This window comes from Arthrobacter sp. 10T425, assembly GCF_056393985.1.
In genome coordinates this window covers 31,184-55,913 of the sequence record NZ_JBFTGZ010000004.1, presented here as the reverse complement: position 1 = coordinate 55,913, position 24,730 = coordinate 31,184, and the positions used below count along the sequence as shown (strand labels likewise).

Genomic DNA, 24,730 nt, shown 5'->3' with positions numbered 1-24,730 from the left:
TGGGGGGTCAGTTGGCCGGGGCGTAGGACGAGAGCAGCGGGTAGACGTTGCTGCCGGCGAACTCGACCGGCTTGACCTTCTTGGTGTTGTAGCCCTGGTTGGTGAGGGATTCGAAGAGCGGGATCATCCAGCCGGATTCGACGAGCCGGGTGTTGAGCTTGGTCAGCGCGGCTTTCCGGGCGGCATCGTCCTTGGCGGCGGCGACCTCGCCGGTGGCGGCGCTGAGCTGGTCGTCCGTGGCCTTCTGGACGTTGGTGAAGCCGTTGAGGATCGCGCCGTACATCAGGCCCACCGGGTTGTCCCAGCCCAGCGGCGCGTAGCCCAGCGGGGTGGTGGCGACGGCGGCGAACGCCTCATCTGTCGACGTCGCCATCTTGACCTGCATGGTGATGCCGACGGCGGCCAGGTCCTTCTGGACCGCCTGGAGGTCGGTCTGGGTGGTGGCGCTCGCGACGATGGTGAATTCAAAGCCGTTGGCGTAGCCGGCTTCCGCCAGCAGGCTCTTGGCCTTCGCGGGGTCGTAGGCGAACTGTGAGTTCAGTGTCTCCGTGAAGCCGGCCGAATCCTTGGGCAGGGCGTTCCACGCCGGGATGTCACCCTTGTGCAGGGCATCGACCAGGGCCTGCCGGTTGATGGCGTACTGGAACGCCTGGCGGACCTTTTCGCTGGCGAAGGCCGGCGACGTCTTGCCCGTCTTGTCGAAGGCGACCATGGTCTGGACCGTGCCGCCGATCTGGGAGACGCCGACACCCTTGGCCTTGACGAAGTCAACGGTGGGTGAGGTCAGCTGGGCGACGTCCACCTGGCCGGAAACGAGGGCGTTGGCCCGGGCCTGCGGATCCTGGATGACGCTGAAGACGATCTTGTTGTAGGGGTATTTCGCGGCGTCGGTGCTCTTGTCGTTCTTCTGCAGGACGTACTTGTTGCCCTTGACCGTGGTTCCGGAGTCCAGCGTGTACGGTCCGGAGCCGTCCGGCTTGGCGGCCAGGCTTGCCGTGTCCGCGGCCCCTGCCTTGCCAACGATCATGCCGAGGGTGGAGGTCAGGTTCTTCTCGAAGCCCGGCTGCGCCTTGGCGAACTTCAGCGACACCTGGGTGGGGCTGATGACGTCCACGGAAGTCAGTTCCTGGGCGCCGCCCTTGGCGATGGCTGAGTACGCCGAAAGGGCGGGATCCGTGCGGCGGTCAAAGTTGGCCTTCACCAGTGCCGCGTCTAGCGTGGACCCGTCCGTGAACGTCACGCCCTGCTTGAGCGTCAGGGTCAGCACCGTGTTATCGGCGTTGTATCTGAAACCGGTGGCCAGGCCTGGCCCCACGGAGCCGTCCGCCTTCAGGGTCATGAGGTTCTCGTAGAGGCCTTCGAAGAACTGACGCTGCGCGTCGGAGACCCGCAGCGGGTCGAATCCGAAGGACGCGCTGTCACTCTCGACGCCGATTGTCAGGGTGGTCTTATCCACGGTGGATGCCGCCTGGCCGGAGCCGCCGCAGGCGGTCACGGAGCTGAGCATCAGGACGCCGGCCAGAACGGCCGCGCTCCGTCGGGCGGTGGGGTTCAGAAGTTTCATGTAGTGCGCCTTCGCATTCGTTCCAAAACAACGGGGGTTTTCGGCATCTGGTGGTGGTCGGGACTGGAGCGGACCGGCCGGACGGTGGCCGCCCGGCGCCGGTGCGTTCCGGGCCCTTCCCCCAGATGCGGTCGGGTGGACCGGCTCCATCAAGAGTCGTAGGCGGACGCAATGACGTCACACGAGAATTTCATTGGTTGGAACACTATTGTGGTGAACGTCACTGGCGACGAAGAAGGAACGATGACGAATGACAGCACCCGCGGATACGCATTCCCCCGCTGAAAACCCGCCCGCCGCGCGCGGCAAGCGGCCCAAGCAGGGCGAACCGGTGATCGACCGGGCCCTGAGCCTCCTCGCTGTCTTCACGGACCGCCGCCGGGCGCTGACCCTGTCAGAGATGGCCCGTTATGCGCAGATGCCCGCCCCGACGGCGTTGCGCCTCATTGCCCGGCTGGTCGCCTGGGGCGCTCTGGAACGGCTCGACGACGGACGCTACGTTGTGGGCGTCCGGCTGTGGGAAATAGCGTCCCTCTCCCCGAGGGGCCACGGGATCCGCGAAATCGCGTTGCCCTACCTTGAGGACCTCTTCGAGGTGACGCGCCATCACGTCTTGCTCGCCGTGCGGGACAAGGACCAGGCCGTCCTGATCGAACGGCTTTCCTCCAAGCAGGCCACGGAAGTCGCCTACCGGGTGGGCGGCCGGCTCCCCCTGCGCTCCACGGCCGTCGGCCTGGTCCTGATGGCCGGCGCGGACGCGGCATTCCAGGAAAAGATCCTCAAGGAACCCGCGGAAACTGAACCGGGCGTGGCTCCCATGCCGGAAGGCCAGCTGCGGCGCACCCTGTCCGACGTCCACCGGACGGGGATTGCCATGATCCGCCGGTCCGCGCCGTCGCTGACTGTTTCCGTGGCGGCGCCCGTCTTTGATGCCCAGGGCACGGTGGTGGCCGCACTGTCGATCGTTGTACCGGACGGGACCACCCCGCCCAATGTCCTGGCTCCGGCGGTGATGGCCACCGCGAGGGCAGTCTCACGAAACCTTGGCTACCGGACTGCCCTGGCCGAGGACGTCCGGACCCTGTCGGACGGCTGACCGCGGAGCTGCCCACCGCCGGCCCTTCCAACCAGTGGAAAGGCCGGCGCGGCGTCGGGATGAAGGGTCATAATGTTGAACCTGCGGGGCGCCCGGCTCCCCGGACCGCCGCCTGCTTCCGCGAGCCCTTGACACGCCCGGTGGCGGCGTCTAGGACTGGCCTTGTCCAGTCCAATCCACCAGCCTAGGAGTTGTTATGGCCACCACGCCCTACGGAATCGTGCACTTCTTTCCGGGAGGCACCAAGGAACAATACGAGGCGTCGCTTGCAGCCGTCCATCCAGGCGCGGGGCTCCTGCCCGAGGGGCAGATCTTCCACGCCGGCGGGGCATCCGAGGGGGGCTGGACGGTCTTGGCAGTCCACGAATCGAAAGAAAGCTGGGAAAAATTCCGGGACACGATCCTCCTGCCCCGGATGCAGGCGGGTATTGAGGGCGGCTTCGCCGCTCCGCCCGACGAGACGGTGATCGACCTCTACAAGGTTCTGCCCTAGCAGCACGTAACCCACACAGCCACTTCAATCGCGCCCGTACCAGTCGAGTACGCGCAACGCGCGAAGGGTGTTCCACCGGCTGGACCGGCCGTCACCGGCATCAACCGGGAAATGGACGATCCCGGGATGCGTGTTTTCGAGCAGCCAGGTCCCGTCCGGCTGTTCCTTTGACCGGAGCACCTCCACGGCTTCGGCCAGGCGCGGGTCCGGGGGCTCTCCGGTCGAACGGAAGTACTCCAGGGCACGGAGCACGTCGTAGTGCCAGCGGGTCGGAAAGGAGAACGTCAGCCAAGCCGGGTCTATGACCGCGCCGGTGCTCTTGCGTCGGAACAGGCCCCGCTCCAGCAGATACTCCTCGCCCCGGCGCCGCGCGTCCACGGACTGCGCCGAGCCGCCCGTGACCCGTTCGTGGGCCAGGAGGCCCTCGAGGACGTTGATCGTCGTGGCGGCCGAGGACACCACGGCGCCGGACTCCGCCCAACAGTTCCACCCGCCGTCGTCCAGTTGCCCGCTGACAAGCCTGGAGACGACGCCGTCGACGTCCTGATCGAAGTACGAGCCGAGCGCCACCGTCATTCCGTTGATGCACGGCTCCACCTCGCCTTGGAAATACGGCTGGCCGCCCTCCTCCCAGCGGCAGTTGTCCCTGACCAGCGCTATGGTCTGGCGCATCTGCTCACTTTGCGGGTCGACCCCGAAGTCACGCAGCAGGAGCAAGCTGTACGTTGTGGCGGTCCAGGGCTGGGGGACGCGGTCCCAACCTGTGTCACCGCCGGCATCATCCGCACCGCCGCCCTCGGGACCGCCGCCCTCCGCACCGCCGCCCTCGGGACCGCCGCCCTCGGCACCGCCTCCGTCGGGGCGGTCGCCCCGGGCGGGGAAATATGCGCCATGCGCCCATTGGCCGTCCTCGTCCCGCAATGCCAGCAGGCGGGCACCCCAGCCTTCGGTCGCTACCCGCGCGCGCTCTGCGGTAACGACCTCGGGCGCGGCGTTGCTGAGATCTTGCAACACCTGCCATCGAAGGGAAGGATCTGAATCCATCAGCCAGTCCAGGACGGTCATACGCCGATGGTAGCGCTCACGGCTCGCTGGCATCGGGTGCTCACAGTCGAGTGGGCACGCGGCATTGCCCCGGACGTCCGTGGCCAGCGGGCCGGACGCTCAGGAAGCCTTCGGCCGGATCACCAGGACAGGGCACGGGGAGTGGCTGGCCACCTGGGCGGAGACCGATCCGATGTGCAGCCCGGCGAAACCGCCGTGGCCGCGGGAGCCGACGATCACCAGGTCGGCTTCCCGTGCGGCCTCAAGTATTGCCGACGCCGCTGAGTCGTTTTTGATGGACCGCGTCACGACATTGACACCCACTGCGGATTTCGCCGCCTCGGCGCCCAGCGCTTCAGCCTGCTGCTCCGGGGAGTCCTCCGCCACGATTTCGCCTGCCGCCGTTTCCAGCATCGCCGGATACCACGCCATTGGCGCCTTGTTCCAGACAGTCAGGACCCGGAGCTCCGCACTGCGGTACCGGGCCTCTTCAACACCCCACGCCAGGGCCTCGTGGGATTGCTTCGAGCCGTCAAATCCGATCACGATCACAAAGGGATCAACTTTTTTCATGGTTCCAGACTTTCACTGCCGGTTTGCGGCGCCTAGGGGCCTCTGACCCCATCCGGGTCCGGTGCCTCGCCGCGAAGGCCGTCAAGGCCGCCGCGGGGTTCAGACGATGCCACGCTTGGCTGCCGTCTTGAGCGCGTCGCGCCTGCTTACCGCCCCGAGCTTGCGGTAAATGGACCGTTCGTGGGTCTTGACCGTGTTCACGGAAATGTACAACGCCTCGGCAATTTCAGCAGCGGTCATGATCGAGCGCATGTAGGAAAGGACTTCGCGTTCGCGCTCGGTCAGGTTCCAGTAGGACTGTGCACGAAGGCGGGTCTCACCCTGTGCCTCGCGTGCCATCAGCGCTGCGATGAAGGACTCGTGCGCGGTGCCCCAGACAGCGTGCTCCACGAGCAGATCCGCCAATTCCTCTCTCCGTTCGGCGAAAGGACGCAGGACGGTTTCAGGCTCGGCACGAAGGACAGCATGTTCAATCCGCTCGTGTGCCGCCGCGGCATCTCCGGTTCCATGGGCCATGATCGCCTCGGTCAGGCTCAGGCAGGTGTCGATATATGAGCTGCCGCGGCGATCGGCCAGTGACTCGGCACAGCGTTGCGAAGCGGCGGTGTCACCTTCGCGGCGCAGCAACTCCGCCAGCAGCGTATCCGCCAATGCGCCGTGCCCCCCGGCACCGAGTGGTTGGACGGTCCGCAAAGCTCCGTCCCGGTCGCCCCTGGCTTCGGCAATTTTCGCCACCGCGATGGTCTCCAGGGCATTCCATGAAACGGCGTACCGTCCCCGCCCGTGAAAGGACTCCAGCGCCGCACCGGAGTCGGCCAGGCCGACCAGGTCGCCGGCGGCGCAATCAACCAGGACCCGATAGATGGCGCTGAGCGGACCGGTCGGGAACAGCTCGCTGCCCAATCGCTGCGCTTTGGTAAGACAGGTCCGCGCAGCCTTCAGATCATCATTCCAGTAGCACGCGATGCCACGGGCCAGCCAGGCCGGAGCCATCCGCTGCCGCGAATTCCAACCCAGCGCCTCTCCCCGGTCCAACGCCGCCGTGCCAAGTTCGTCGGCGCTCACGAGGTCACCGGCGATGGCGTGAGCCAACGCGAGCTCGGCCTGGGCGCAGATTTCCACGGCTTCCAGCTGTTCCGGGTTGCCTGTGGCCGCCGTTGCCTGGAGCAGCGCCGTGCCAAGTTCGCCGGTGCGGTGCAGCCGGAACTCTGCCTGGGCCAGCAGGAAGAGTCCTGTCGAGAAGGAGCTGGAGCGGCCATCTCCTGAAATGTCCGTCGTCGACCGGCCGTCGTCCGTCTCGGTGTGCGGGTCCAGCCGGCCGTCGGCGGGCAGCGGCTCGTAGAGCGCCCGGTAACTCTCCAGTCTCCGGCGTCGAATTGCGTCCAGCGCGAAGGTCCGCGACAGCGCCCGGTCGGTGAGCTCGGCCGCGGCGGTGCCGTCGCCGGAAAGGGCACGGCAGACCGATCGGATCATCAGGATCTCCGGATCCTCGCCCCACGGTGCCGGGAGGTCCAGGCACAGCCGTTCCAGGGTCTGCACGTCGTTTCCGAGCAGGAATTCGAGCCAATGGGCGCCGAGGGAAATCACGGCTTGCCGGGGTGCGCTTCCTTGCAGCGCCTGGGCGACGCCCTCGACGACGTCGACGTCCTGGTAGTACCTCGCCGCCACGCGGTGCAGACGCTCGGCGAGCAAAGGGTCGCGCCGCTGCAGGATGCGCCGGCACTGCGCCGCGAAGAGGGAATGCCACCGGAACATCGATTCGCCCGCACGGTATTCGTGCTCCTCGATGAAGAGCCCGTTACGGAGGCATTCCTCAAGCAGCACGCCGCCGCGGGGACGGCCTTCGAGTTCGACGGCGAGCCGGCGTCCGAGCCAGTCGCTGGTAGTGGCCCTGAGAATGAATTCGGCCAGCGACGGTTCGATCTGGTCGAGGATCTCTTCTGCGACGTAGTCGGCGAGCGGGACGTGCGTAGGCGCGGAGCCTGGCGTTGCAAGCGGCACGTTGCGGGCCTGCGCCAAGGAGACCAGGCTGGCGTGGACTGCCACAGGCCAGCCGGCAGTCATCTTCCAGAGCGACCCGGCGTCGAACGTTTGATCTTGTCCCAGCGCACTGGCGAACTGGGCAACTTCCTCCCGCGTGAAGGCCAGTTCGGCGGCGCGAAGTTCACCCAGTCCCTCGCCGTACCGGAATCTTTCGAGCTGAATGGACGTATGGCCGCGTCCCGAGAGGACCAGCCGCAGTGAGGGGGGTGCGGATGCGGCGAGCACCCCGACGATTCCGTTCGCCAGCCCCGGCCCGGCCAAATGGACGTCATCGATCACCAGGACAATCGGTTCGGTGAGGTGCTCGAGTGCCCCGAGGAGAAGGTCGTAGGAGGCCGCCCGGTCGTGGGCAAGGCTCGGGTCCAGGGCGAGGAGGGCGTCGGTTCCGGGTAACGGCAGTTTGCCCGCCGCGGACTGGATCGCCCCAACAACGCCGTGAAACAGCCGCGCGGGCTGCGTGTCGAACCTGTCCAGCGACAGCCATGCGCACGGCAGAGCGCACTTGCGGACCCAATCACCCAGAAACGTGGACTTGCCGTAGCCGGCCGGGGCCGCGACGAGGGTCAGGCGGTGCGAATCTGCGGCCGCGGACAGGGCGCTTTCCAGACGTGGACGCTCCAACGCTCCGAGACCACGCACAGGCGGGCGGATCTTGAACTGTGGGCCCGGTACCCATTCGGCTTCTAGCCTATCTCTCACATTCCACATGCTAGGTGGGGGCAAAAGGGCACCAACAGGGCGCAAAGACCCCTTGTGCGCCGCTCCTTAGTGCGAAAATACGGCGATTAGGGCGGCCCGATTGCGGCACGGCACGAATTGGGTGCCCGGCTGTATCATCAGTCATGCCTATGAAGCACGGCAGCCCGACAGACCCGATTTTCCTTCATGACCTCGACAAGGCCGACCGCAGGCGGGTCATTATTTTCGCGATTGCACGTCTCATCGCATTTTCGGTTGTGGTCCTCGCCCTGTATTTCTTTATTCCCGTCGGGGGATTCAATGACGCCGATCCCGCGGCCGCCTGGATCCGCCTGGCGGGTGTCGTGCTGGTCTTTTTCGCAGTCCTGGCAATTCAATTGCGGCTGATACTCGTGGCGCATATCCCGAGGGTTCGGGCGGCCGCGGCTGTCGCCGAAACCCTGTTGATGTTTTTGTGTCTCTTCGCGCTCCTTTACACATCAATGTCGATCACATCTGCGGCGGCGTTTAGCGAGCCCCTGAGCCGAACCGATGCCCTTTACTTCACCACTTCCACGTTTGCCACCGTCGGGTTCGGGGATATTACGCCGGTAAGCCAGCTGGCGAGGGGTGTCGTGTCCGTCCAAATGATTGCCGATTTAGGTGCACTCCTATTGATCGCAAAAGTTGCGTTCTTCGCGGCCGGGCGGCGTCTGGGCGGCGAATCCTGAATCCGCCGCCGTCATCACCCAAAACGGATGACAGCGGGCCGGCCGGCTGAAATTTCGCGGGCAGGGCCGGGATTCGGTGCGCCACTCTGCACGTCCGACGCGCGGCGTCCAGCCCGTAGGGAAGGCCGCGGCGGGCCCTTCCCCGGCGTGACAGATCACCCTGTGTGGGTGGGGCTGGACCGGCACGCCGAGTGAACAATGAAAATAGCCGTGAAATGCCCAGCCGCGGAACACAAGCTAAGGCGGATCCCCTCATGTCGCTGAACGATCAGCCCGCTGGCCCCGCTAGCCCGGAACAGGAAGAAATTCTGCGGTTACGGGCCGAAGTCGCCCGTCTCCAGCAGGAACGGGACACTGCCCGCAAGGCCCCGCCGAGGCCGGCCGTGCGGCATCCGGGGCTGGCCCGGCGCATTGTGGCAATCGTGCTGGTGGTTATCACCGGCCTGTTGGCCTTCGCGACAGTTCCGGCCCTTTACCTGCGCAGCGAAGTCATCGACACCGATCGCTACGTCGCCACCGTCGCACCGTTGGCCTCGGACCCTGCGATCCAGGCCGAAATCGCCGACAAGGTCACCCAACAGATCACCGACGCAGTGGATTTCCAGACCATCACGCGCGATGCCCTGAACGAGCTCGCTAAAACGGCGCCCCGCGTGGCGGCAGTGCTCACCGGGCTGGCCCCGATGCTTGCGGAGCAGACCAAAACGCTCATCCATACCGCCGTTGCCAGATTCGTGGCGACACCGCAGTTCCAGGACCTTTGGATCCAGGTGAACCGGGTCGCGCACCAGGGGCTGGTCAACCTAGCCACGGGAAGTACGGGAGGCACGGTCAGTATTGATGAGAACGGCACGGTGTCGATTTCCACGAAAGAGATCATCGCCCGGGTCAAGACTCTCCTTGTCCAGCAAGGGGTGGATATCGCCTCGAGGATCCCGGAAGTTGACGCGCAGATCGCCCTGTTCCAGTCGCCTGAACTGGTCCGTGCCACGGAAACCATCCGGACCCTGGACCGGCTCGGCCCAATACTGGCGTGGCTGACGGTGCTCAGCGCCGTGGGCGCCATTGCCGTTGCCCCCCGGGGCCGGAGACGGAGTACGACGAGCGGCGTGGGGTTGGCCGTGGCGGTATCGATGGCGGTGCTGGCGCTGTCCCTTGTGGTCGGGCGAAGCTACGTCCTGAACTCGATTCCGTCGAGTGCTGTCACCCCTGCGGCGGCAGAAAGCCTGGTCGAGGCGCTCTTGGTACCGCTGCGCACCAGCCTGCGCCTTGTCTTCGTCGTCGGACTGCTGATCGCCCTGGCAGCATTTCTGAGCGGCCACTCGCGTCCAGCGGAGTATGTCCGGCACGGCCTGGCGACGGCGGGCGACTACATCACCGGCAAGATCGGCGGTGGCCAGGCCAAGTCATGGCAGCTCTGGTTGGCCCGGTACCGGCGGATCATCGAAGCCACCGTCGTCGGCATCGCTGTGCTGGTGCTGATCTTTTGGCAGGACCCGACGGCGGCCGTCGCCATCTGGACGGCCGTCCTGGCCGTGCTGGTCATTCTCGTGGTCGAACTGCTGTGCCGGCCGGCCGTAGCCGGCGGGCCGGGCGCCGAACCCGGCGCCGAACCCGGAGGCGAGCCGGGCGTCGATCCCAGCGGTGAGTCCGGTGTCGAGTCCGGCGGCGTGCCAGGCGGTGAGTCGGTCACGGCGGGCGGCCCTCCCGATGACACGTATCCCACGATTCCCATCCCCAGGGCGCCCGACGCCGGAGGAACCGGCGTGTGAAGGACCGGCGGGACCGGACCACCAGTTAGCGCCGCGCCAGCTGGTGCTGCGCGGCAGCGGCACTCGCCGCAGACGCTGAGGGGGGCTCCGCCGCCGGCACTAGGGGGCGGTCGGCGTGAACGGGAACAGGTCCTCGCCGGCGCCGTGCACCACCACGCAGGTAGCCTCGGGTACTTCCCGCCACGCCCCGCGGAGATCCCCCAGCGGTTCGGAGACGACCAGGCGCGCGTTGTCCGCCAGGTCATGAAGCAACGGGTTCTCCGGGTACTGGACGCGAAGGGTCGCGACGTCGGTGCTGTGGAACAGCGACCGGGACTGCCGTTCACTCGAGTAGCGGAACGCCCAGGTGGTGTCGCCGTCGGTCGTGGCCACTGTCATCTGGATTGGCTGCTCGATCCCGTGGCGCCGGCCGACGTCTTCAATCAGTCCAACCGCGGCAGCTACGGCCGCCCTCGGGTCCTGCTCCAGCCCGAAGGTCAGGGCGAGGAAGAAGAAGAGCTCTGAGTCCGTGGCTCCCTCGATCAGCGGAAAGAGCGATGGCTCAACGGCCATGGCCAAGTCGCGCTTCACCGTCGGGAACTCCCGGATGAGTCCGTTGTGCATCCACAGCCAGCTGCCGTGGCGGAATGGATGGCAGTTGGTCTGTTGGACCGCCGATCCGGTCGAGGCCCGAATGTGCGCGAAGACCCGGCCGGCCGACGCCTGCGCCGACAACTCGCGGAGGTTGCGGTCATTCCACGCGGGCTCCGTGCTGTGGAACAACCCGGGATACGGCGCGGATCCGTACCAGCCCACGCCGAAGCCGTCCCCGTTGGTGGTTTCAACGCCCATTCGGGCGTGCTTGCTTTGCATCACGAGCGAGTTGGTGGGTTTGTACAACAGCTCCTCCAGTTGCACCGGCGAACCCGAATACGCTAGCCAACGACACATGGCATCCTCCCTCAGTTGTGGACAGCAGTCCATCACGGCGACGGAGCGGGCACATCATCACCCCGGGGTGATTCGGGCCGCGGGGTGGGAGGTAATGGGGTCCCACCCGCGTTCGATAGTTCCGTCGTCGCGTCCCCGCTGGTCAGCGGCGCGCCCGGCACGGAGAGCCGCGCGAAAGGATCACCCGCGGCGGGTGACGCGCAAGCGGGCCCCTCACCCAACACTGGTGGTACCTGCCAGTGATTGGGCTGCCAGGCGGAAGCCCATGGAGAGGTGAGTCCAATGTCGACACCAAAACCAGTCCTCGCGCGAATGTCTGCGCTCGGGGCGGCGGTTGCGCTGCTCGCCGGCTGCGCCACCTCGGGACCCAGCAGCAGCCCCAGCGCGAGCCCGACGGCGAGCGTTTCACCGGTTTGCGCTGCCGCCACTGGCTTTTCAACAGCCCTGACGAATTTCAAGGACTCCCTCAAGCCAGGCGCCACGATAGGCCAGATCCAGGCGGCCCGGGATCAGGTTCGGAAGAGCTACGACGATCTGGTCAACGCGGCCAGCGACGCGGCCAAAGATCGGGTGGATGCCGTCAAAGCAGCCCAACAGAAGTTCACCTCCGCTGTGAACTCCGTTCCCGACGACGCCACCCTGACGCAGGCGGCCAACTCGCTCAAGGACGAAGCCGCGAACGTGCAGGCCGCCATCAGCGATCTCTCGAATGACGCCAAGTGCTAGCCCGGGTCTTCCGGGATATCCGTGGCGAAACCCATTCCCATCCAAGGCTGCGTTCGTAGGCGACGCCGCACCAAGCGAAAGTAGGGAAGCCAAAATGAATTTCTTCGAGAACTTTTGGGATATTCTCTGGTGGCTGTTTATCTTCTATGCAATTATCGCCTTCCTGTATGCAGTGTTCATGGTGATCGGCGACCTCTTCCGCGACGACGAGCTCAGCGGCTGGTGGAAAGCCGTCTGGATCGTTCTTCTGGTCTTCATTCCGTTCCTGACCGTGCTGGCATACATGATTGCCCGGGGCAAGGGCATGGCGGAGCGGTCAATGGCGCGGGCCCGCAAGTCCCAGCAGGAAACCGATGCCTACATCCGCAGTGTCGCCACGGCCAGCCCCACCGAGGAGATCGCCAAAGCCAAAGCACTCATGGACGCGGGAACCATCAGTGCAGAGGAGTTTGCCCAGATCAAGAGCAAGATCGTCGTCTGACTCCGGGTTGAGGCGCGAGGAGCAGGCCTGGCCAACTCGCTATTCATGAGGCCATGAGGCTTCTAAGATATGGCTAGGCTGAACCAAGGAGGGCTCATGGAGCCGGAACCATCGGAATCCAATCGTTCGGCCCTCCCCCGCACCGTAATAATCCTGCTCGCCCTGGCCAGCGCGACGATTGCAGCGTTCGGCCTCGGCGCGATCCAGGGAATAGTCACCCCCGTCTTTTTTGCCTTCGTGCTGACGCTTTGTGTCCATCCGCTGCGCCGCTGGATGCAGGCACGGGGAATTTCCCGGGGCATCGCCACCGGGACCACAATCGCGGCTGTCTTCGGATTGCTGACCGCCTTCGCCGCAGTCCTGATTGCCTCACTCGCCCAGTTCTCCGCGCTGCTGCCGCAATACGCCCCCCAAATGGCCGAGTTCGGCGCAAGGATCTCCGCGATGCTGGAATCTGTAGGATTTGGCCCGGAGCAAACCCAGGCAGTCCTGAACGGGTTTACGCCGGGCCGCATCGTCGGGTTCCTCGGCGGCCTCCTGGGAAACGTCGCAAGTCTGGTGACCAGCCTCGTGATCATCCTGACGATGCTCATTCTTATGGCGATTGACGGTTCGCGCGTGCCGGCGCTCTTGATTCACCTGAACTATCACCGGCCGGCACTGGTTTCAGCGCTCAACGGCTTCGGAACCGGTGTACGCCGCTACATGGTCGCCACCACGGTCCTCGGAATCGCGCAGGGGTTGTTCAACTGGCTGGTTCTGGTCATCCTGCAGATCCCCGGCGCCCTGCTCTGGGGGCTGCTGTCTTTCATCTGCAGCTTCATCCCCAACATCGGGTATTTCATCGCCATCATCCCACCGTTGTTCTTCGGCTACCTCACCGGGGGCTGGCCGACCGTCGTGGCAGTCATCATCATCTATGGCGGAATCAACAGCATCATCCAGTCGATCATCCAGCCGAAATACGTGGGCAACGCGGTGTCGCTGAGTGAGACGTTGACCTTCTTCTCCGTCCTCTTCTGGGCAGTGGTCCTGGGTCCTGTCGGCGCCGTCCTCGCCGTTCCCCTGACGCTCTTGTTCCGAACCATCCTGCTCGATTCCGACCCGACACTTTCATGGTGGCGGCCGTTGACGGGCGACAATAAGGACCTCGAACTGCTCATCAAGGAAGAAGACAAGGCGATCCGGGCACGCCGCGGACGACTGAAGACGGGCCGCCCGGACACCGGAAGCGGGCCGAAGGCATGACATGCCGTCGGGGTGCTGCCGGGGGAAGGTGAGGGGAGCATGCTGAGCACTCTCAGCAGCCTGGCTCTCTTCGCCCTGGCAGGGGCTCTCAGCACAGTGCCTGTCAGCGTGACGATCATGATTCTGCTCTCGCCAAGTCCGCGCCGCGGCGCCCTTCCCTTCCTGATCGGCAGCCTCGCGGGTTCGATCGTGGTCGTGGGCCTGGCGGCGGTCGGGCTGCAATTCCTGCCCGTCAAGCCGCCGCGCCTGCGTAGGGACGAATGGGTGGCACAAATTGCCATTGTGATCGGTGCGCTTCTGGTTGCGTACGCCGTGTACCTCCTCGTGAGCAAGGGCGGCCGGGACAACGCCATGCTTGGCAAGATGAAGTCGCGGTTCCGCTCCGCCCGGCCCTGGGAATTCGTCGTACTGGGCCTGGGCTTTAACCTTCGTCCGAAGGCGCTCCTGCTGGCCGTCACCGCCGGTGCCGTGATCGGTGTCCAGGAACTGCCGCCGCTGCCAAGCAGCCTGCTTGTCCTCGCATACGCCGCCGTGGTCCAGTCAGCCGTCATCATTCCGGTCGCTGTGTGGCTGCGCTCCCCCGAACGGGCCCAAGTGCCCTTGACCGCCCTGTACAACTGGCTGCAGCGCAATGGCCGCAGGATTGCGGCGATCGCGACGCTGACGATCGGGATCTTCCTCGTCGGCTACAGCCTTCTCCAGCTCTAATCGGACTACCCCGAAACCACGCACCCCGCCGGATCCCGGGGAACTCCGCTGTCAGGGGGTGCAGCCTGGACGCTCGCCGCTGTGAACTTCAGCCCAGGACGCTCCCCTCGCCGGTGCCGGCGGGCTTGGGGTCAGGGATCCGAATCATGCGGAACGAGGTGCCGAGCCCGGCGAGGCCGGCAAGGATCGGGACGAACAGTGCAATCTGGAGGGCCAGGGGCCGTGCCTCCGTGTTGATGCGGATGATTTCGTTCTGGATGTCCTCCGGCTGGCCGGCGATCTGTTCCTGGAGTTGCGCGTCGCTCATCACCTGGGCGTCGTCTTCCAGTACCGTCGCGACCTGCTGCTTGTCGTCGGGCGGGAGGACCGTGCTGGCATCCGACAAGCCGATGAAGATGGTCGAGAGCGATGCCAGCATGATGCCGCCGGCGAACGCGAGTCCGAAGGACAAGCCGAACGATCCCGCGGCCGAGTTCACGCTGGCGGCCTCGCTGACCCGCTCGTCCGAAATCGGGGACAAGGTGTAGTTGTTGAGCTGGGATACCAGCAGCCCCAGGCCAAAGCCTGAAATGATCAGCGGGATCAGCAGCCACCAGCCGGAGTCAGCTCGCGGCACGATGGGGACCAGCACCACCAGACCCGCGATCAGAAACAGAAAGCCCCACCGTATGAGGCTGGCCGGGCGCCGCCTACCGGACCTCTTCCCGACGATCATGGCGACGGCGAACATGGTCAGCGAGAGCGGGGCGATGGACAGACCTGACTGCATCGCGTTGTATCCGAGCACCATCTGAAGGTAGATGGGCAGCACGATCATGGTGCCGCCCAGAGCGATCTGCTGGAGCATTTGTCCCGTGGCACCAAAGCGGAAGGCTTTTGCCTGGAACAGGTCCGGATCCAGCAGTGTCGGCTTGTTGCGGCGTTTGCGCTGAAGGAGCCAGTAGACCAGGCCGCCCAGTCCGACGGCGCCCACAGCCAGGAGTGCGCCCACTGCCTCGCCGCCTTCCTGCCAGACCAGGATTCCGAGCACGACGCCGCCCATGCCGACGATGGACAGAAGTGATCCGAAGAGATCCAGTTCCCGGGGCCCGGTGTACGGCACGTCTTTGACGAGCTTGATTCCGGACAGGACGACCGCGATGATGAGGGCCTCGAGCAGGAAGGCGACGCGCCAGGACAGGAACGTGGTGAGGAAGCCCCCGAGCAGAGGCCCGACGGCGGCGGCGATCGCGGCCGACGCGCCGACGAGGGCGTAGACCCGGTGCTGGGCATCTCCCTCGAAATTTCCGTGGATGAGGGACTGCATGGCGGGAAGGAGCAGCGAGGCGCCAAGGCCGCCGATCAGGGCCCAGCAGATGATCACCGGGAGGAGAGTCTGGGCCAGGGTCATCGCCACGGCGCCGACGGCGTAGCAGGAAAGCCCAATGACGTAGGCGCGCTTGCGCCCGATCAGGTCGCCGATCTTGCCGCCGATCAGGATAAAGGCCGCGGATACCAGCGCCTCGAGGGCGATTGTCGACTGGAGTCCGCTGACGGTCGCGCCTATGTCGTCCACCACCGCGGAGATCGAGACGTTCATGATCGATGTGTCGACAACCAGCACGAACATCGCCATCGCCAGCAGCAGCGCCAGCCTTTGGTTGAACTGCACCGGCGGGGTCGCGGCGTCCTTTGGAGAGTTCATCGCGGTCCGCCTCCCACACTCGATGGCTCGCTCGGGTCCACCACACAACCGGACATGTCGCCTCCTCTGGAGCAGACCGGGCAGTTCACGCATGAGCATGGTCCTGCAGGCACATCCCACCAGCGCCCACCGCAATGCGATGCTGATGCAAAGCTAGCGGTCCGGCCTCCTGACCGAATCATGCCCAGCGGGTGAGGTTGCTGCCACCTTCCGCCGGCAACGAGGCGGGGCTGCGCTCCGGTGGTGCCCGCGATGGCCTAACGTAGAAGGCTGCCCGGGTTTCGTTCCCGGGCGAAATTCACCACCCACCGCTACAGACTGACGCCCGGAGGAAATCCCAGATGCTGGAACAACTGGCAGCCTTCGTGCTGACCTGCCTGGTCGTAGTGGTGGTGCCCGGACCCGACTTTGCGCTTGTCCTCAGGAATGCCCCCCGCGGCACACGGGCGGCAACCACAGCCGCCGCCGGCATCATGGTTGGCAACACGATCCTTGCCGTACTGGCGGTGCTCGGTGTCACGGCGCTGCTGGGGGCCTCGGAAGTTGTCGGGACCGGGATCAGAATTGCCGGGGCCGCCTACCTGCTCTACCTGGGCGCCCGGGCGCTCGCAGAGGCATTCGCCACGACGCACAACCGGCCCGCGGAGCCCGTGGCGGAACGCCAACGCGGCGGGAGCTCGCCTTTCGTGCAAGGAATGGTGAGCAACTTGCTCAACCCGAAAGTCGCCGTCTTCTACTTGTCGCTGTTCCCGCAGTTCACTGTCGCCCCGTTGCCGCCCCTCGCCCAGCACGCATTGATGGCGGGCATCTTCCTGCTGATCGCGTTGGCCTGGTACGTGCTGCTGCTCAGCGCGCTCAAGAAAGTGACCGGAGTCCTCGCCCGGCCCCGGACCAGCCGGATCGTCGTCGGGAGTTCAGGCGCGGTCCTGGTCGGGGTTGGCGGCACCATCCTGACGCAGACGCTGACCTCCGCCTAGCCGCCCGGGCACGCTCCCGCGCGGCGTTCCCGGGTGTCTAAACTCCGGATCAACCCCGGGGGCGTTGATAAGCGCCCCACAGGGCGGGATGATCAGCACATGCCCGGCAACCGTCACCGAAGGAGCCCGACCGTGAGCGCCGCCATCAAGACTACCGAGAAGCTGATCATCATCGGGTCCGGTCCCGCGGGCTACGCCGCGGCGATCTACGCCGCCCGGGCCGGGTTGGCACCGCTGGTCATCGCCGGTGCGGTCACTGCCGGCGGCGCTCTGATGAACACCACGGAGGTGGAAAACTTCCCCGGTTTCCCGGGCGGCATCCAGGGCCCTGAACTGATGGACGGCCTGCAGCAGCAGGCCGAAAAGTTTGGCGCGCAGGTGGTGTTCGACGACGTCACCGAGGTCCGGCTCGCCGGGCACCTGAAGCGTGTGGTCACCGGCGCCGGGGCGAGACATGAAGCGCCCGCCGTCATCCTCGCCACGGGCTCGGCGTATAAGGAACTGGGCCTGCCGGAGGAGAAGAAGTTCAGCGGCCACGGACTGTCCTGGTGCGCCACTTGCGACGGCTTCTTCTTCCGCGACCAGGACATCATCGTGGTCGGCGGCGGCGACTCGGCGATGGAGGAGGCCACGTTCCTGACCCGCTTCGGCAAATCGGTGACCGTGGTGGTCCGCAAGGGCGAACTGCGTGCCTCCCGGATCATGGCCCAGCGGGCCAAGGACAACCCCAAGATCAGGTTCGCCTGGAACTCCGCCGTCACCGCGATCCACGGCAACGGCAAGGTCACCGGGGTGACCCTGACCGACACCCGCACCGGCGACACCCGGCAGCAGGCCGCCACGGGCATCTTCGTCGCGATCGGGCACGTGCCCCGGACCGAGCTTTTGGCCGGCCAGATAGACCTCGATGCGGACGGCTACATCCAGGTCGGCTCCCCTACGACGGTCACCAACCTGACTGGCGTCTTCGCCTGCGGCGACGCCGTGGACCACCGCTACCGCCAGGCCATCACCGCCGCCGGCACCGGCTGCGCCGCGGCCCTGGACGCCGAACGCTTCCTGTCCGCGCTCGAGGACGCCGACAGCATCGCCACCGCGCTGGTCGAAGAACCGACGCACTCCTAGGCGAGCCTAGAAGCGGCCCTTCCCGACGGCACCCCCGGCGGCGGCACTTCCGTCGTCGGCAGGCCCTGCGGTACTTACGGGTCGGTCGCCGCGCTGTCTGTTGCGGAAACTGGCCGGTCCGCAGGCTCAGCCGGCGCTGACAGCGGGGGGACAAGCAGGTTAGCCTCAAGCTGGTCGGCATCGACGGCTGCGAGGTTACGGATCAGGATGATGAGCCAGGCGAAGATCAGCGACGCGGCGATCAGTTCCACTGCGGTCAGGTTGTAGTAGCCGACCGGGAACCACAGCACCGCGGCGGCCACGATGACCGCCAGGAAGAGCCACCCCAGCGCAGCGAAGGTGGCCGAGACGGACGGAACCAGCGTGCGGATGCGGACAATGAGGGACGCGAAGACCACCACCATGCCGGACGCGACCAGGGTGTGGAGCCCGAAGCGCTCATCGACGGGGAACAATCCCACGCAGGCGAGGAAGACGCCGATCAGGGCGATCCCGCCTTCGAGCAGCCTCACCCGATGCAGCGCGGACGGGGACTTCGCGGTCGCCGCGAGGGTCGCCGTCGCATATCCCGCCAGCGTGGAAATGACGACGCCGGCGACGATCAGGGTGAAGTTGAACGCCACTCCGGAGACGTCGGAGCTCATGCCGAGGGCACTGAGGTTCTCCTGCCACCACAGTGGATTCTGTGCGGTGAGCATGCTCGTGAGCAGGCCGGTGACCAGGAAGCCGGCGAGGAGGGCGGCGAGCCGGTAGGCGGTCATGCTGAGCGCGGACAGGTAGGCTATATAGGCGCTGATGGCTCCCGTGGTCCCGACCAGGACAGCGGCCGCGAACGGGTAGACGACCGCACCGATGAACGCCTGCTGGAACAGCGAAAAGAGCGCCAGCCAGCCGAGCAGGAAGATGCAGGCGTGCGCCAGCGCGAGTGCGGCGATATCGATGGACGTGCGGATCCGGCCTCCCCCGCGGGCCTCCGGTGCCACAGCCGGACGACGTTGCAGGCAACCGGCCACCACCGCCCCGGCGCCCACCACTGCCGTGCCGATCGAGGCAATGTCACCGACTGAACCCCGTCCGGACAACGGGACCGGTTCCCGCCCGATCAGCAGAAAAGCAATGCCGCCCAGGACGAGGAAGGCGGCGCTGCCGACGAAGAGCGCCCGCGCCTCTGACGTGACGGCTGCTGGCTTGTTCGGGTCTACCATCACTCACTTCGATTCGCTGGCGTTGACGGCTCGTGCAGTTCCGCCGTCAGCGTCAGCCCCTCGTGCCCCAGAAATCTTTCGCATCCCGGGCGCTCGCACACCGGCGGTACTCCAACGCTATGGCCGCGGCGGCCCGGGGCCGTCACCCGGAACGGATGAACCCGCGCCGCCGGCCTTCGGTTTGTTGGCGCGCTGCTGGCCCGCTGCTGGCCCGCTGTTGGCCCGCCATCGGTGGACGGAACGCACGGCCGGCGCGTGCGTCACTGACCCGCGTGCGGAACGACCAGTACGGGCCTGCCCTGCAGACGGGTCAGGGAAACGCTGACCGAGCCCTCCAGGAGCCGGCCCATCTGGGCAATCCGCCCAGGCCGCTGCCCGCCGACAATCAGCGCAGCCGCGTCCGCGCTCTGCGCCAGCCGGTCCAGGGCGTGGGCAACTTCGCCGTTCAGCACCCGGAAGGACCATGCCCCGCCGGGAGGACCGAGAATGCCCTCAAGGCAGCCGAGCAGCTGTGAGGCCGGGTATTCGGCTTCGACATTCGGGGCGGGATCCAGTGAGGTGCCATCCAGGACTCCGGGCGGCTCCCACTCCGTGAGGTAGCTCGCCGGGTCCACGAACGCGCAAATCAGGTGCACTCCCATGATCGCGGCGAGCCCGGCGGCGGCCCGTACCAGGCGCCCGTCGAATTCCCACGGCACACCGACAACCAGCGGGCCGTCCGACCATTCGCCGGCCCCGGCCTGCAGAAAATCACCGGGAGTTTCCATGGGTCCTGTCAGTCGAGGCGCGCACCCGCAGGATGTCTATGCCCTGCGGGCGCAACGGGAATCCACGCCTTCATTATGCCCACTCCCGGCCTCCCGGTCTCGCGGCCTCCCGGCCTCCCGGTCTCGCGGCCTCCCTGGGCAGCGCGGATTAGCTCGCGGCGGCGGACGTCAGAGCCTGCAACAGCGGCGTCGTCGGCCGCCCGATCAGCCGGGACAGCTCGCCCGTGACGGTGGCCAGCAGGCCCGCCTCGGTGTCCGCGTCCAGGGCTGCGAGGAATCCCGCGGTGCCCGCGTCGAGGCCGGCCGCGGTCAGGACCCCAACCAGTTCCGGGGCGGAGACGGGCTGGTAGACAACTTCCCGGCCCGTGATCCGGGTGATCGCCGTCGCCAGTTCCTTGAAGTTCCAGGCGTAGTCGCCGGAGAGTTCGTACGTGCGGCCCTCGTGCCCGGCGGAGCTGAGCACCGCCGCGGCCGCGGCCGCGTAGTCAGCCCGCGTCGCGCTGGCCACCCTGCCGTCACCGGCAGCGGCCACGACGGCGCCCGTCTGCTTGGCCGTCGCCACGGTCTGGGCGTAGTTCTCGGTGTACCAGCCGTTGCGCAGGATGGTGTTGTCGAGTCCCGACGCGCGGATGAGCTCCTCTGTTGCCTTGTGCTCGGGCGCCAGGATCAGTTCGGTGGTGTCCGAGGCAAGGACGGATGTGTAGGCGATGAACCCGACGCCGGCGGCCCTGGCCGCGTCGATGACGTTGCCGTGCTGCGCCACCCGGGAGCCCACCTCGCTTCCGGAAACCAGCAGGAGCCTGTCAACGCCCGTGAGCGCAGCCTCGAGAGCCGCGGGATCGGAATAGTCCGCGACGCGCACCTGGACGCCACGTGCAACCAGCTCCCGGGCTTTCGCGGCGTCGCGCACGATGGCCACCAGCGAATCCGGTTCCTGGCTGGTGAGCAGTTCATCGAGGACCAGCCTGCCCAGCTGTCCTGTCGCACCCGTTACTGCAATCGTCATGTTGTGCTCCTCATCAGTGGTCAAGCCACGTCACGTTATGGTTGGCCGGCGATCCGGCACTGGCGGGCATAACCGGACCCCGGTCCGGTTCATTCCCCTTGTTACGTTGTGCGACCTCTACGTCAGGGTCCACGACCGCTTGGACAACCCGAACCAGAACCCGTCGATTGCTGTCCTGGCCTGGATGTCTCCCGAGCCGTACGCAGCCCCGAGGGCAACATAGAGCGGAGCCCAGTGCTCGCTGCGGGGGTGCGCTTCCCGGGCGGCGGGTGCCTTGTTCAGGAAGTCGAGGATGGAGTCGACATCGCCGCGGGCCATGGCCTCCTCCGCCCAGTGGTCGAATTCACTGGAGGCCGCGGGAGGGGCGGAGTCCGGTCCCCCGGCGGGATTGAACCAGCGCAGGTTGTGCGTCGTGAATCCCGATCCGACAATCAGCGTGCCCCGCTCCCGCAAGGGCCCCAGCGACATGCCGAGGTCGAACAACCCCTGAGGATCAAGCGTCGGCATGGACATCTGCACGACCGGCACGTCGGCGTCGGGGTACATCTCCTTCAGCGGAACGTAGGCGCCATGGTCGAGCCCGCGGCTTTCATCGCGCTCCACGTGATGGCCGTGGCCGGCGACGAGCTTCTCGACTTCGGCAGCCAGCTCGGGCGCCTGCGGGGCGTCATAGGCCACCTCGTAGTACTTTTGCGGGAAGCCGCCGAAGTCGTAGACCAGGCCCGGATCCCGCCCGGTTGCACTGAGCGTCACGGGGGCGTTTTCCCAGTGGGCGGAGACCATGAGGATGTCCCGGGGCTTGCCGAAGGCGCCGGACCAGTCGTGGAGTTCGCGGGTCCACGTGGAGTCGTCGGCCAGCGGCGGTGCGCCATGGCTGAGGAAGAGAACCGGGGGGCGGTCAGTGGTCTGAGTCATGGGATCATCCTAATCCATTTTAATTGAAGCTTCAAGCTTTCGGTCAGAACGAGGGCACACTGAACCCAAGACCCAGAAGGCCCCGGCCCGCCTGCTCGAGAACCGGATCCCTCGTCAGCGCCGCATGGTTCATCAGGACACTGACGTCGCGCTGGATCCGCTGGAGCGGATGCGACAGCCGGTGCACGCCCCCGCCGGATCCCAGCATGATCACCCGAACCGCCTCGGCCGACGCCTCGCCGCTCAGGGCGAGGGACAGCCGGTACTGCCCGCGGTCCGGCTCCGTCATGGTCGAAGGCCCGCGCGCATGGGCGGCACAGACCACCCGGACCGCCTCCTGCCAGTGCAGCCGCGCGGTGGCCACCAGCCCGAAGGCGTGCGCATACCGGACTTGCGCGAGCGGGGAGTCCGCCTGGCGGTTCTCCACGGTGTGCTTGACCTTCCGGACCAGAATCAGCTCGCGGAACAGGTCGAGCGCGTATTCGGCAGACCCCAGGGCAGCGGCCGGGGCCACCATGTTCAGCAGCGCGCCCATGGGGGTATGGATCAGCGGATCCGCGTGGAGCAGGCTCCCCGGATTGGTTTCCGCGCCCAGGAGTTCCCAGTCCAGAGTTCGATGCTCCGGGACGAACAGGTTCCCTGCCCGAATGTCGTTGCTCCCGGTACCCCTCAGGCCGGCCGTCTGCCACACGTCGAGGAGCTCGACGTCGGCCAGCGGCACCAGGCACTGGAGGCGCACGTCGCCGTGCTGCGCGGCGAGCAGCGCCCACTGGGCATGCATGACCCCGGAGGCAAAGGTCCACCGGCCCGAGATGGAATAGCCTCCCGGCACTTTCCTGGCCACTCCAGCCGGCGCCCCGGTAGCGGCCGCCAAGGGAGCCGGTCCGTTCGCAAAGACCTCGTCCTGCGCCTCCCGCGGCCACCGCGCGAGCATCCAGACATGTTCGATCAGATGGCCGGCACTCCACGCCGTGGAGGCGCACCCCCGGGCAAGCCGGCGCACCACCTCCACATAGGTTTCCAGGCCCATGCCGAATCCGCCGACCCCCTTCGGGGAAAGCATGTGGAAGATTTCGGCCGCGTGCAGCTCCTCCATGGTGGCGTCCGGAATGCGCCGGAGCTCCTCGGTTTCCGCGGCCCGCTCGCGCAGGCCGGGCACGAGCCCCTGGACCCGGGCGAGCATGTCGTCATGGGTCGGGACGGCCGCCGCCGCCCGGGCACCGGCCCGGGACGCAGCCCCGACGTCGCCAGGGGCACCGCCGGGCGCACCGGCGACGGGTCCGGCGTCGGACGGGAGCACGAGCGTGTGGCCGGTATGGTCGCGTTTTGCGGCCAGGTACCGAAGATTGGCCGCCGAGGCATGGACGCCGGTGGCGACCTGCCCGGACACTTCGAGGCCGAGGCCGGTCAGCTGGGCTGCCTTGTCCGGGTTGTTGCTGAGCAGCCGCAGCGTGCCGGCACCCATTGCCCCCAGCACCTGGGCCGCCGCCGTGTAGTCCCGCTCGTCTTCGCCGTGGCCCAGGGCCAGATTCGCGGCGTAGGTGTCCAGGCCGCCATCCTGCAGTGCGTAGGCGTCAAGCTTCGAATACAGGCCGATGCCGCGGCCTTCCTGGCGGAGGTAGAGCAGGAAGCCCCCCTCGGCGGCAATCCGCTCCACGGCCTCCCGCAACTGCGGGCCACAATCGCACCGCTGGCTCCCGAATACGTCGCCGGTGAGGCACTCGCTGTGCAGCCGCACCAGCGGTCCGGCACCGCCTTGCGCCGCGCCCTGCAGTGCAGCCTCCCACTCGCCGAGGGCCAGCAGCAGGTGCTCCTTGCCGTCGGCGAGCCCGCTGAAGGTCAGCACTTCGGCAACGGCTTCGAACCCGTCCGGGAAGCGCAGCGGCACGAAGACGCGGCTGCGCACGGCGGCCGAAGGTGCTGCGGCCTTCGGCGTTGCAGTGGTTTCTGGCGCAAGGGTCATCTCGGGTCCTCAGGTACTGGGCAACAGGTGCTGCTGTTGGCGGGGCGGAGCCGTCATGCCAGTCGGCTTCGAGCGACACGGTCTTTCCGGCCACATTTACTTGAACCTTAAAGTTATAGGACCGGGTGGCAGGTGATGCAAGCGATGACCCCGCATGACGGCCGGGCGGGCGCGTCGGCGCGCACCGGCCCGGATTGGCAACCAGCCGGTGCCATCATGAGGGCGTGACTATCCCGAAAACCATCCTGTTGTTCGTCCTCGCCGCCGTTGCCGAAATAGGTGGGGCCTGGCTCGTCTGGCAGTCCGTCCGCGAGGGCCGGGCCTGGTGGTGGGCCGGGCTGGGTGTCGTGGCGCTGGGCATCTACGGCTTTGCCGCGACTTTGCAGCCGGACGCACACTTCGGGCGTATTCTCGCCGCGTACGGCGGCGTGTTCGTGGCCGGCTCACTGGCCTGGGGCATGATCTTCGACGGCTTCCGGCCCGACCGGTGGGACGTCCTGGGTTCGGTGATCTGCCTGTTCGGGGTCGCCGTCATCATGTTCGCGCCCCGCGAGGCCGGATGACCGCTGCTGTCCCCAGGAAAGGATCCAGTAACCATGACCCGATTCGTGATTGGCCCGGACGTTGCCCTTCATCTTGCCCTCGAAAGGCCGGCGGTTTCAGACGATCACCAGCTCGTGGCCCCGACGCTCCTCCGCTCGCAGGTGCTCTCGCTCCTGTACCAGTCAGTCCGGCGCGGCGACGTGACGCGGGCCGATGCCAATCGTCAGCTCGACTACATCCGGGGCCTTCGCATCCGGCTCCTCGGCGACCGCGTCCTGCAACGCACCGCGTGGAGCCTCGCCGAGGAACTTGGCTGGGATGACACCCTCGACGCCGAATACGTGGCCCTGGCCCGGCTTCAGGCAGACGCCTTTGTGACGCTCGACGCCGGGCTCGCCCGCTCCGTGCAGGGCCTCGTGACGCTCGCGGCACCTGAGGCGCTGCTCACTCCGGCGTAG

At 66.7% G+C, this 24,730-nt stretch carries 23 protein-coding genes; 12 read left to right on the top strand and 11 right to left on the bottom strand.

Annotation, left to right across the window (positions count from 1 at the left end):
• Window positions 1-7: 7 nt before the first annotated feature.
• Window positions 8-1,564 (bottom strand): ABC transporter substrate-binding protein, encoded by a 1,557-nt coding sequence (locus AC1DDH_RS06120; RefSeq protein ID WP_476955051.1) that lies wholly within the window; start codon window positions 1,562-1,564, stop codon window positions 8-10.
• 250 nt (window positions 1,565-1,814) lie between these two features.
• On the opposite strand from AC1DDH_RS06120, the gene AC1DDH_RS06115 reads away from it, so the two are divergent.
• Window positions 1,815-2,660: an IclR family transcriptional regulator gene (locus AC1DDH_RS06115; RefSeq protein WP_476849539.1), complete on the top strand. Its 846-nt coding sequence runs from the start codon at window positions 1,815-1,817 to the stop codon at window positions 2,658-2,660.
• A gap of 196 nt (window positions 2,661-2,856) precedes the next feature.
• Window positions 2,857-3,153 (top strand): hypothetical protein, encoded by a 297-nt coding sequence (locus tag AC1DDH_RS06110; RefSeq protein WP_476849538.1) that lies wholly within the window; start codon window positions 2,857-2,859, stop codon window positions 3,151-3,153.
• Window positions 3,154-3,177: 24 nt separating this feature from the next.
• Here the strand turns inward: AC1DDH_RS06110 and AC1DDH_RS06105 are convergent, their stop codons facing one another.
• The 3 genes from AC1DDH_RS06105 to AC1DDH_RS06095 form a co-directional block, all read right to left on the bottom strand.
• Entirely contained in the window at window positions 3,178-4,218 is a 1,041-nt protein-coding gene (locus AC1DDH_RS06105; protein WP_476849537.1) for a hypothetical protein, read from the bottom strand.
• Between the two features lie 99 nt (window positions 4,219-4,317).
• On the bottom strand, window positions 4,318-4,770 hold the full coding sequence (locus AC1DDH_RS06100) for a universal stress protein (RefSeq protein ID WP_476849536.1): 453 nt from the start codon (window positions 4,768-4,770) through the stop codon (window positions 4,318-4,320).
• A 99-nt stretch (window positions 4,771-4,869) separates the two neighbouring features.
• Entirely contained in the window at window positions 4,870-7,434 is a 2,565-nt protein-coding gene (locus tag AC1DDH_RS06095; protein WP_476955050.1) for a helix-turn-helix transcriptional regulator, read from the bottom strand.
• Window positions 7,435-7,661: 227 nt separating this feature from the next.
• On the opposite strand from AC1DDH_RS06095, the gene AC1DDH_RS06090 reads away from it, so the two are divergent.
• Both AC1DDH_RS06090 and AC1DDH_RS06085 read left to right on the top strand, forming a co-directional pair.
• Window positions 7,662-8,222 (top strand): potassium channel family protein, encoded by a 561-nt coding sequence (locus tag AC1DDH_RS06090; protein WP_243177831.1) that lies wholly within the window; start codon window positions 7,662-7,664, stop codon window positions 8,220-8,222.
• Between the two features lie 254 nt (window positions 8,223-8,476).
• The gene (locus AC1DDH_RS06085) at window positions 8,477-9,994 is read left to right on the top strand and encodes a transposase (protein WP_476955049.1); all 1,518 of its coding nucleotides are present in this window, start codon (window positions 8,477-8,479) and stop codon (window positions 9,992-9,994) included.
• A 99-nt stretch (window positions 9,995-10,093) separates the two neighbouring features.
• Here AC1DDH_RS06085 and AC1DDH_RS06080 read toward each other — a convergent pair whose 3' ends face one another.
• On the bottom strand, window positions 10,094-10,924 hold the full coding sequence (locus AC1DDH_RS06080; protein WP_028276753.1) for a class II glutamine amidotransferase: 831 nt from the start codon (window positions 10,922-10,924) through the stop codon (window positions 10,094-10,096).
• A gap of 282 nt (window positions 10,925-11,206) precedes the next feature.
• Between AC1DDH_RS06080 and AC1DDH_RS06075 the strand changes: the two genes are divergently transcribed.
• The 4 genes from AC1DDH_RS06075 (at window position 11,207) to AC1DDH_RS06060 (ending at window position 14,087) form a co-directional block, all read left to right on the top strand.
• Window positions 11,207-11,650 carry a hypothetical protein gene (locus AC1DDH_RS06075; protein ID WP_253906773.1) on the top strand — a complete coding sequence of 148 codons (444 nt, stop codon included), beginning with the start codon at window positions 11,207-11,209 and terminating at the stop codon, window positions 11,648-11,650.
• Window positions 11,651-11,744: 94 nt separating this feature from the next.
• The gene (locus AC1DDH_RS06070; RefSeq protein ID WP_230010772.1) at window positions 11,745-12,131 is read left to right on the top strand and encodes an SHOCT domain-containing protein; all 387 of its coding nucleotides are present in this window, start codon (window positions 11,745-11,747) and stop codon (window positions 12,129-12,131) included.
• Between the two features lie 96 nt (window positions 12,132-12,227).
• A complete protein-coding gene (locus tag AC1DDH_RS06065; protein WP_476955048.1) occupies window positions 12,228-13,379 on the top strand; it encodes an AI-2E family transporter in 1,152 nt (383 codons plus the stop codon).
• A 39-nt stretch (window positions 13,380-13,418) separates the two neighbouring features.
• Window positions 13,419-14,087, top strand: coding sequence for a GAP family protein (locus AC1DDH_RS06060; protein ID WP_476955047.1), 669 nt, complete (start codon window positions 13,419-13,421; stop codon window positions 14,085-14,087).
• Window positions 14,088-14,175: 88 nt separating this feature from the next.
• Here AC1DDH_RS06060 and AC1DDH_RS06055 read toward each other — a convergent pair whose 3' ends face one another.
• Complete coding sequence (locus AC1DDH_RS06055; protein WP_476856009.1) at window positions 14,176-15,771, bottom strand: MFS transporter; 1,596 nt, start codon at window positions 15,769-15,771, stop codon at window positions 14,176-14,178.
• Window positions 15,772-16,112: 341 nt separating this feature from the next.
• Here AC1DDH_RS06055 and AC1DDH_RS06050 point away from each other — a divergent pair, with 341 nt between their 5' ends.
• Window positions 16,113-16,748: a LysE family translocator gene (locus AC1DDH_RS06050; RefSeq protein ID WP_476955046.1), complete on the top strand. Its 636-nt coding sequence runs from the start codon at window positions 16,113-16,115 to the stop codon at window positions 16,746-16,748.
• Between the two features lie 132 nt (window positions 16,749-16,880).
• Entirely contained in the window at window positions 16,881-17,873 is a 993-nt protein-coding gene (trxB, locus tag AC1DDH_RS06045) for a thioredoxin-disulfide reductase (RefSeq protein WP_476955045.1), read from the top strand.
• Between the two features lie 74 nt (window positions 17,874-17,947).
• Here the strand turns inward: trxB and AC1DDH_RS06040 are convergent, their stop codons facing one another.
• The 5 genes from AC1DDH_RS06040 to ribA all read right to left on the bottom strand — a co-directional run bounded on the left by AC1DDH_RS06040 (window position 17,948) and on the right by ribA (window position 23,729).
• Complete coding sequence (locus AC1DDH_RS06040) at window positions 17,948-19,078, bottom strand: hypothetical protein (RefSeq protein ID WP_476955044.1); 1,131 nt, start codon at window positions 19,076-19,078, stop codon at window positions 17,948-17,950.
• 260 nt (window positions 19,079-19,338) lie between these two features.
• A complete protein-coding gene (locus AC1DDH_RS06035; RefSeq protein WP_476955043.1) occupies window positions 19,339-19,845 on the bottom strand; it encodes a universal stress protein in 507 nt (168 codons plus the stop codon).
• A 148-nt stretch (window positions 19,846-19,993) separates the two neighbouring features.
• Entirely contained in the window at window positions 19,994-20,851 is an 858-nt protein-coding gene (locus AC1DDH_RS06030; protein ID WP_476955042.1) for an SDR family oxidoreductase, read from the bottom strand.
• Between the two features lie 117 nt (window positions 20,852-20,968).
• Window positions 20,969-21,766: a dioxygenase family protein gene (locus AC1DDH_RS06025; RefSeq protein ID WP_476955041.1), complete on the bottom strand. Its 798-nt coding sequence runs from the start codon at window positions 21,764-21,766 to the stop codon at window positions 20,969-20,971.
• 43 nt (window positions 21,767-21,809) lie between these two features.
• Complete coding sequence (gene ribA / locus AC1DDH_RS06020; RefSeq protein WP_476955040.1) at window positions 21,810-23,729, bottom strand: GTP cyclohydrolase II RibA; 1,920 nt, start codon at window positions 23,727-23,729, stop codon at window positions 21,810-21,812.
• Between the two features lie 224 nt (window positions 23,730-23,953).
• Between ribA and AC1DDH_RS06015 the strand changes: the two genes are divergently transcribed.
• Entirely contained in the window at window positions 23,954-24,292 is a 339-nt protein-coding gene (locus tag AC1DDH_RS06015) for a YnfA family protein (RefSeq protein WP_028276742.1), read from the top strand.
• A gap of 33 nt (window positions 24,293-24,325) precedes the next feature.
• The gene (locus AC1DDH_RS06010) at window positions 24,326-24,730 is read left to right on the top strand and encodes a type II toxin-antitoxin system VapC family toxin (RefSeq protein ID WP_476955039.1); all 405 of its coding nucleotides are present in this window, start codon (window positions 24,326-24,328) and stop codon (window positions 24,728-24,730) included.

Bases quoted from the DNA above. Each gene is read 5' to 3' on its own strand.
- AC1DDH_RS06120 (WP_476955051.1), bottom strand. From the start codon at position 1,564: ATGAAACTTCTGAACCCCACCGCCCGACGGAGCGCGGCCGTTCTGGCC.
- AC1DDH_RS06115 (WP_476849539.1), top strand. From the start codon at position 1,815: ATGACAGCACCCGCGGATACGCATTCCCCCGCTGAAAACCCGCCCGCC.
- AC1DDH_RS06110 (WP_476849538.1), top strand. From the start codon at position 2,857: ATGGCCACCACGCCCTACGGAATCGTGCACTTCTTTCCGGGAGGCACC.
- AC1DDH_RS06105 (WP_476849537.1), bottom strand. From the start codon at position 4,218: ATGACCGTCCTGGACTGGCTGATGGATTCAGATCCTTCCCTTCGATGG.
- AC1DDH_RS06100 (WP_476849536.1), bottom strand. From the start codon at position 4,770: ATGAAAAAAGTTGATCCCTTTGTGATCGTGATCGGATTTGACGGCTCG.
- AC1DDH_RS06090 (WP_243177831.1), top strand. From the start codon at position 7,662: ATGAAGCACGGCAGCCCGACAGACCCGATTTTCCTTCATGACCTCGAC.
- AC1DDH_RS06085 (WP_476955049.1), top strand. From the start codon at position 8,477: ATGTCGCTGAACGATCAGCCCGCTGGCCCCGCTAGCCCGGAACAGGAA.
- AC1DDH_RS06080 (WP_028276753.1), bottom strand. From the start codon at position 10,924: ATGTGTCGTTGGCTAGCGTATTCGGGTTCGCCGGTGCAACTGGAGGAG.
- AC1DDH_RS06075 (WP_253906773.1), top strand. From the start codon at position 11,207: ATGTCGACACCAAAACCAGTCCTCGCGCGAATGTCTGCGCTCGGGGCG.
- AC1DDH_RS06070 (WP_230010772.1), top strand. From the start codon at position 11,745: ATGAATTTCTTCGAGAACTTTTGGGATATTCTCTGGTGGCTGTTTATC.
- AC1DDH_RS06065 (WP_476955048.1), top strand. From the start codon at position 12,228: ATGGAGCCGGAACCATCGGAATCCAATCGTTCGGCCCTCCCCCGCACC.
- AC1DDH_RS06060 (WP_476955047.1), top strand. From the start codon at position 13,419: ATGCTGAGCACTCTCAGCAGCCTGGCTCTCTTCGCCCTGGCAGGGGCT.
- AC1DDH_RS06055 (WP_476856009.1), bottom strand. From the start codon at position 15,771: ATGAACTCTCCAAAGGACGCCGCGACCCCGCCGGTGCAGTTCAACCAA.
- AC1DDH_RS06050 (WP_476955046.1), top strand. From the start codon at position 16,113: ATGCTGGAACAACTGGCAGCCTTCGTGCTGACCTGCCTGGTCGTAGTG.
- AC1DDH_RS06040 (WP_476955044.1), bottom strand. From the start codon at position 19,078: ATGGTAGACCCGAACAAGCCAGCAGCCGTCACGTCAGAGGCGCGGGCG.
- AC1DDH_RS06035 (WP_476955043.1), bottom strand. From the start codon at position 19,845: ATGGAAACTCCCGGTGATTTTCTGCAGGCCGGGGCCGGCGAATGGTCG.
- AC1DDH_RS06030 (WP_476955042.1), bottom strand. From the start codon at position 20,851: ATGACGATTGCAGTAACGGGTGCGACAGGACAGCTGGGCAGGCTGGTC.
- AC1DDH_RS06025 (WP_476955041.1), bottom strand. From the start codon at position 21,766: ATGACTCAGACCACTGACCGCCCCCCGGTTCTCTTCCTCAGCCATGGC.
- ribA (WP_476955040.1), bottom strand. From the start codon at position 23,729: ATGACCCTTGCGCCAGAAACCACTGCAACGCCGAAGGCCGCAGCACCT.
- AC1DDH_RS06010 (WP_476955039.1), top strand. From the start codon at position 24,326: ATGACCCGATTCGTGATTGGCCCGGACGTTGCCCTTCATCTTGCCCTC.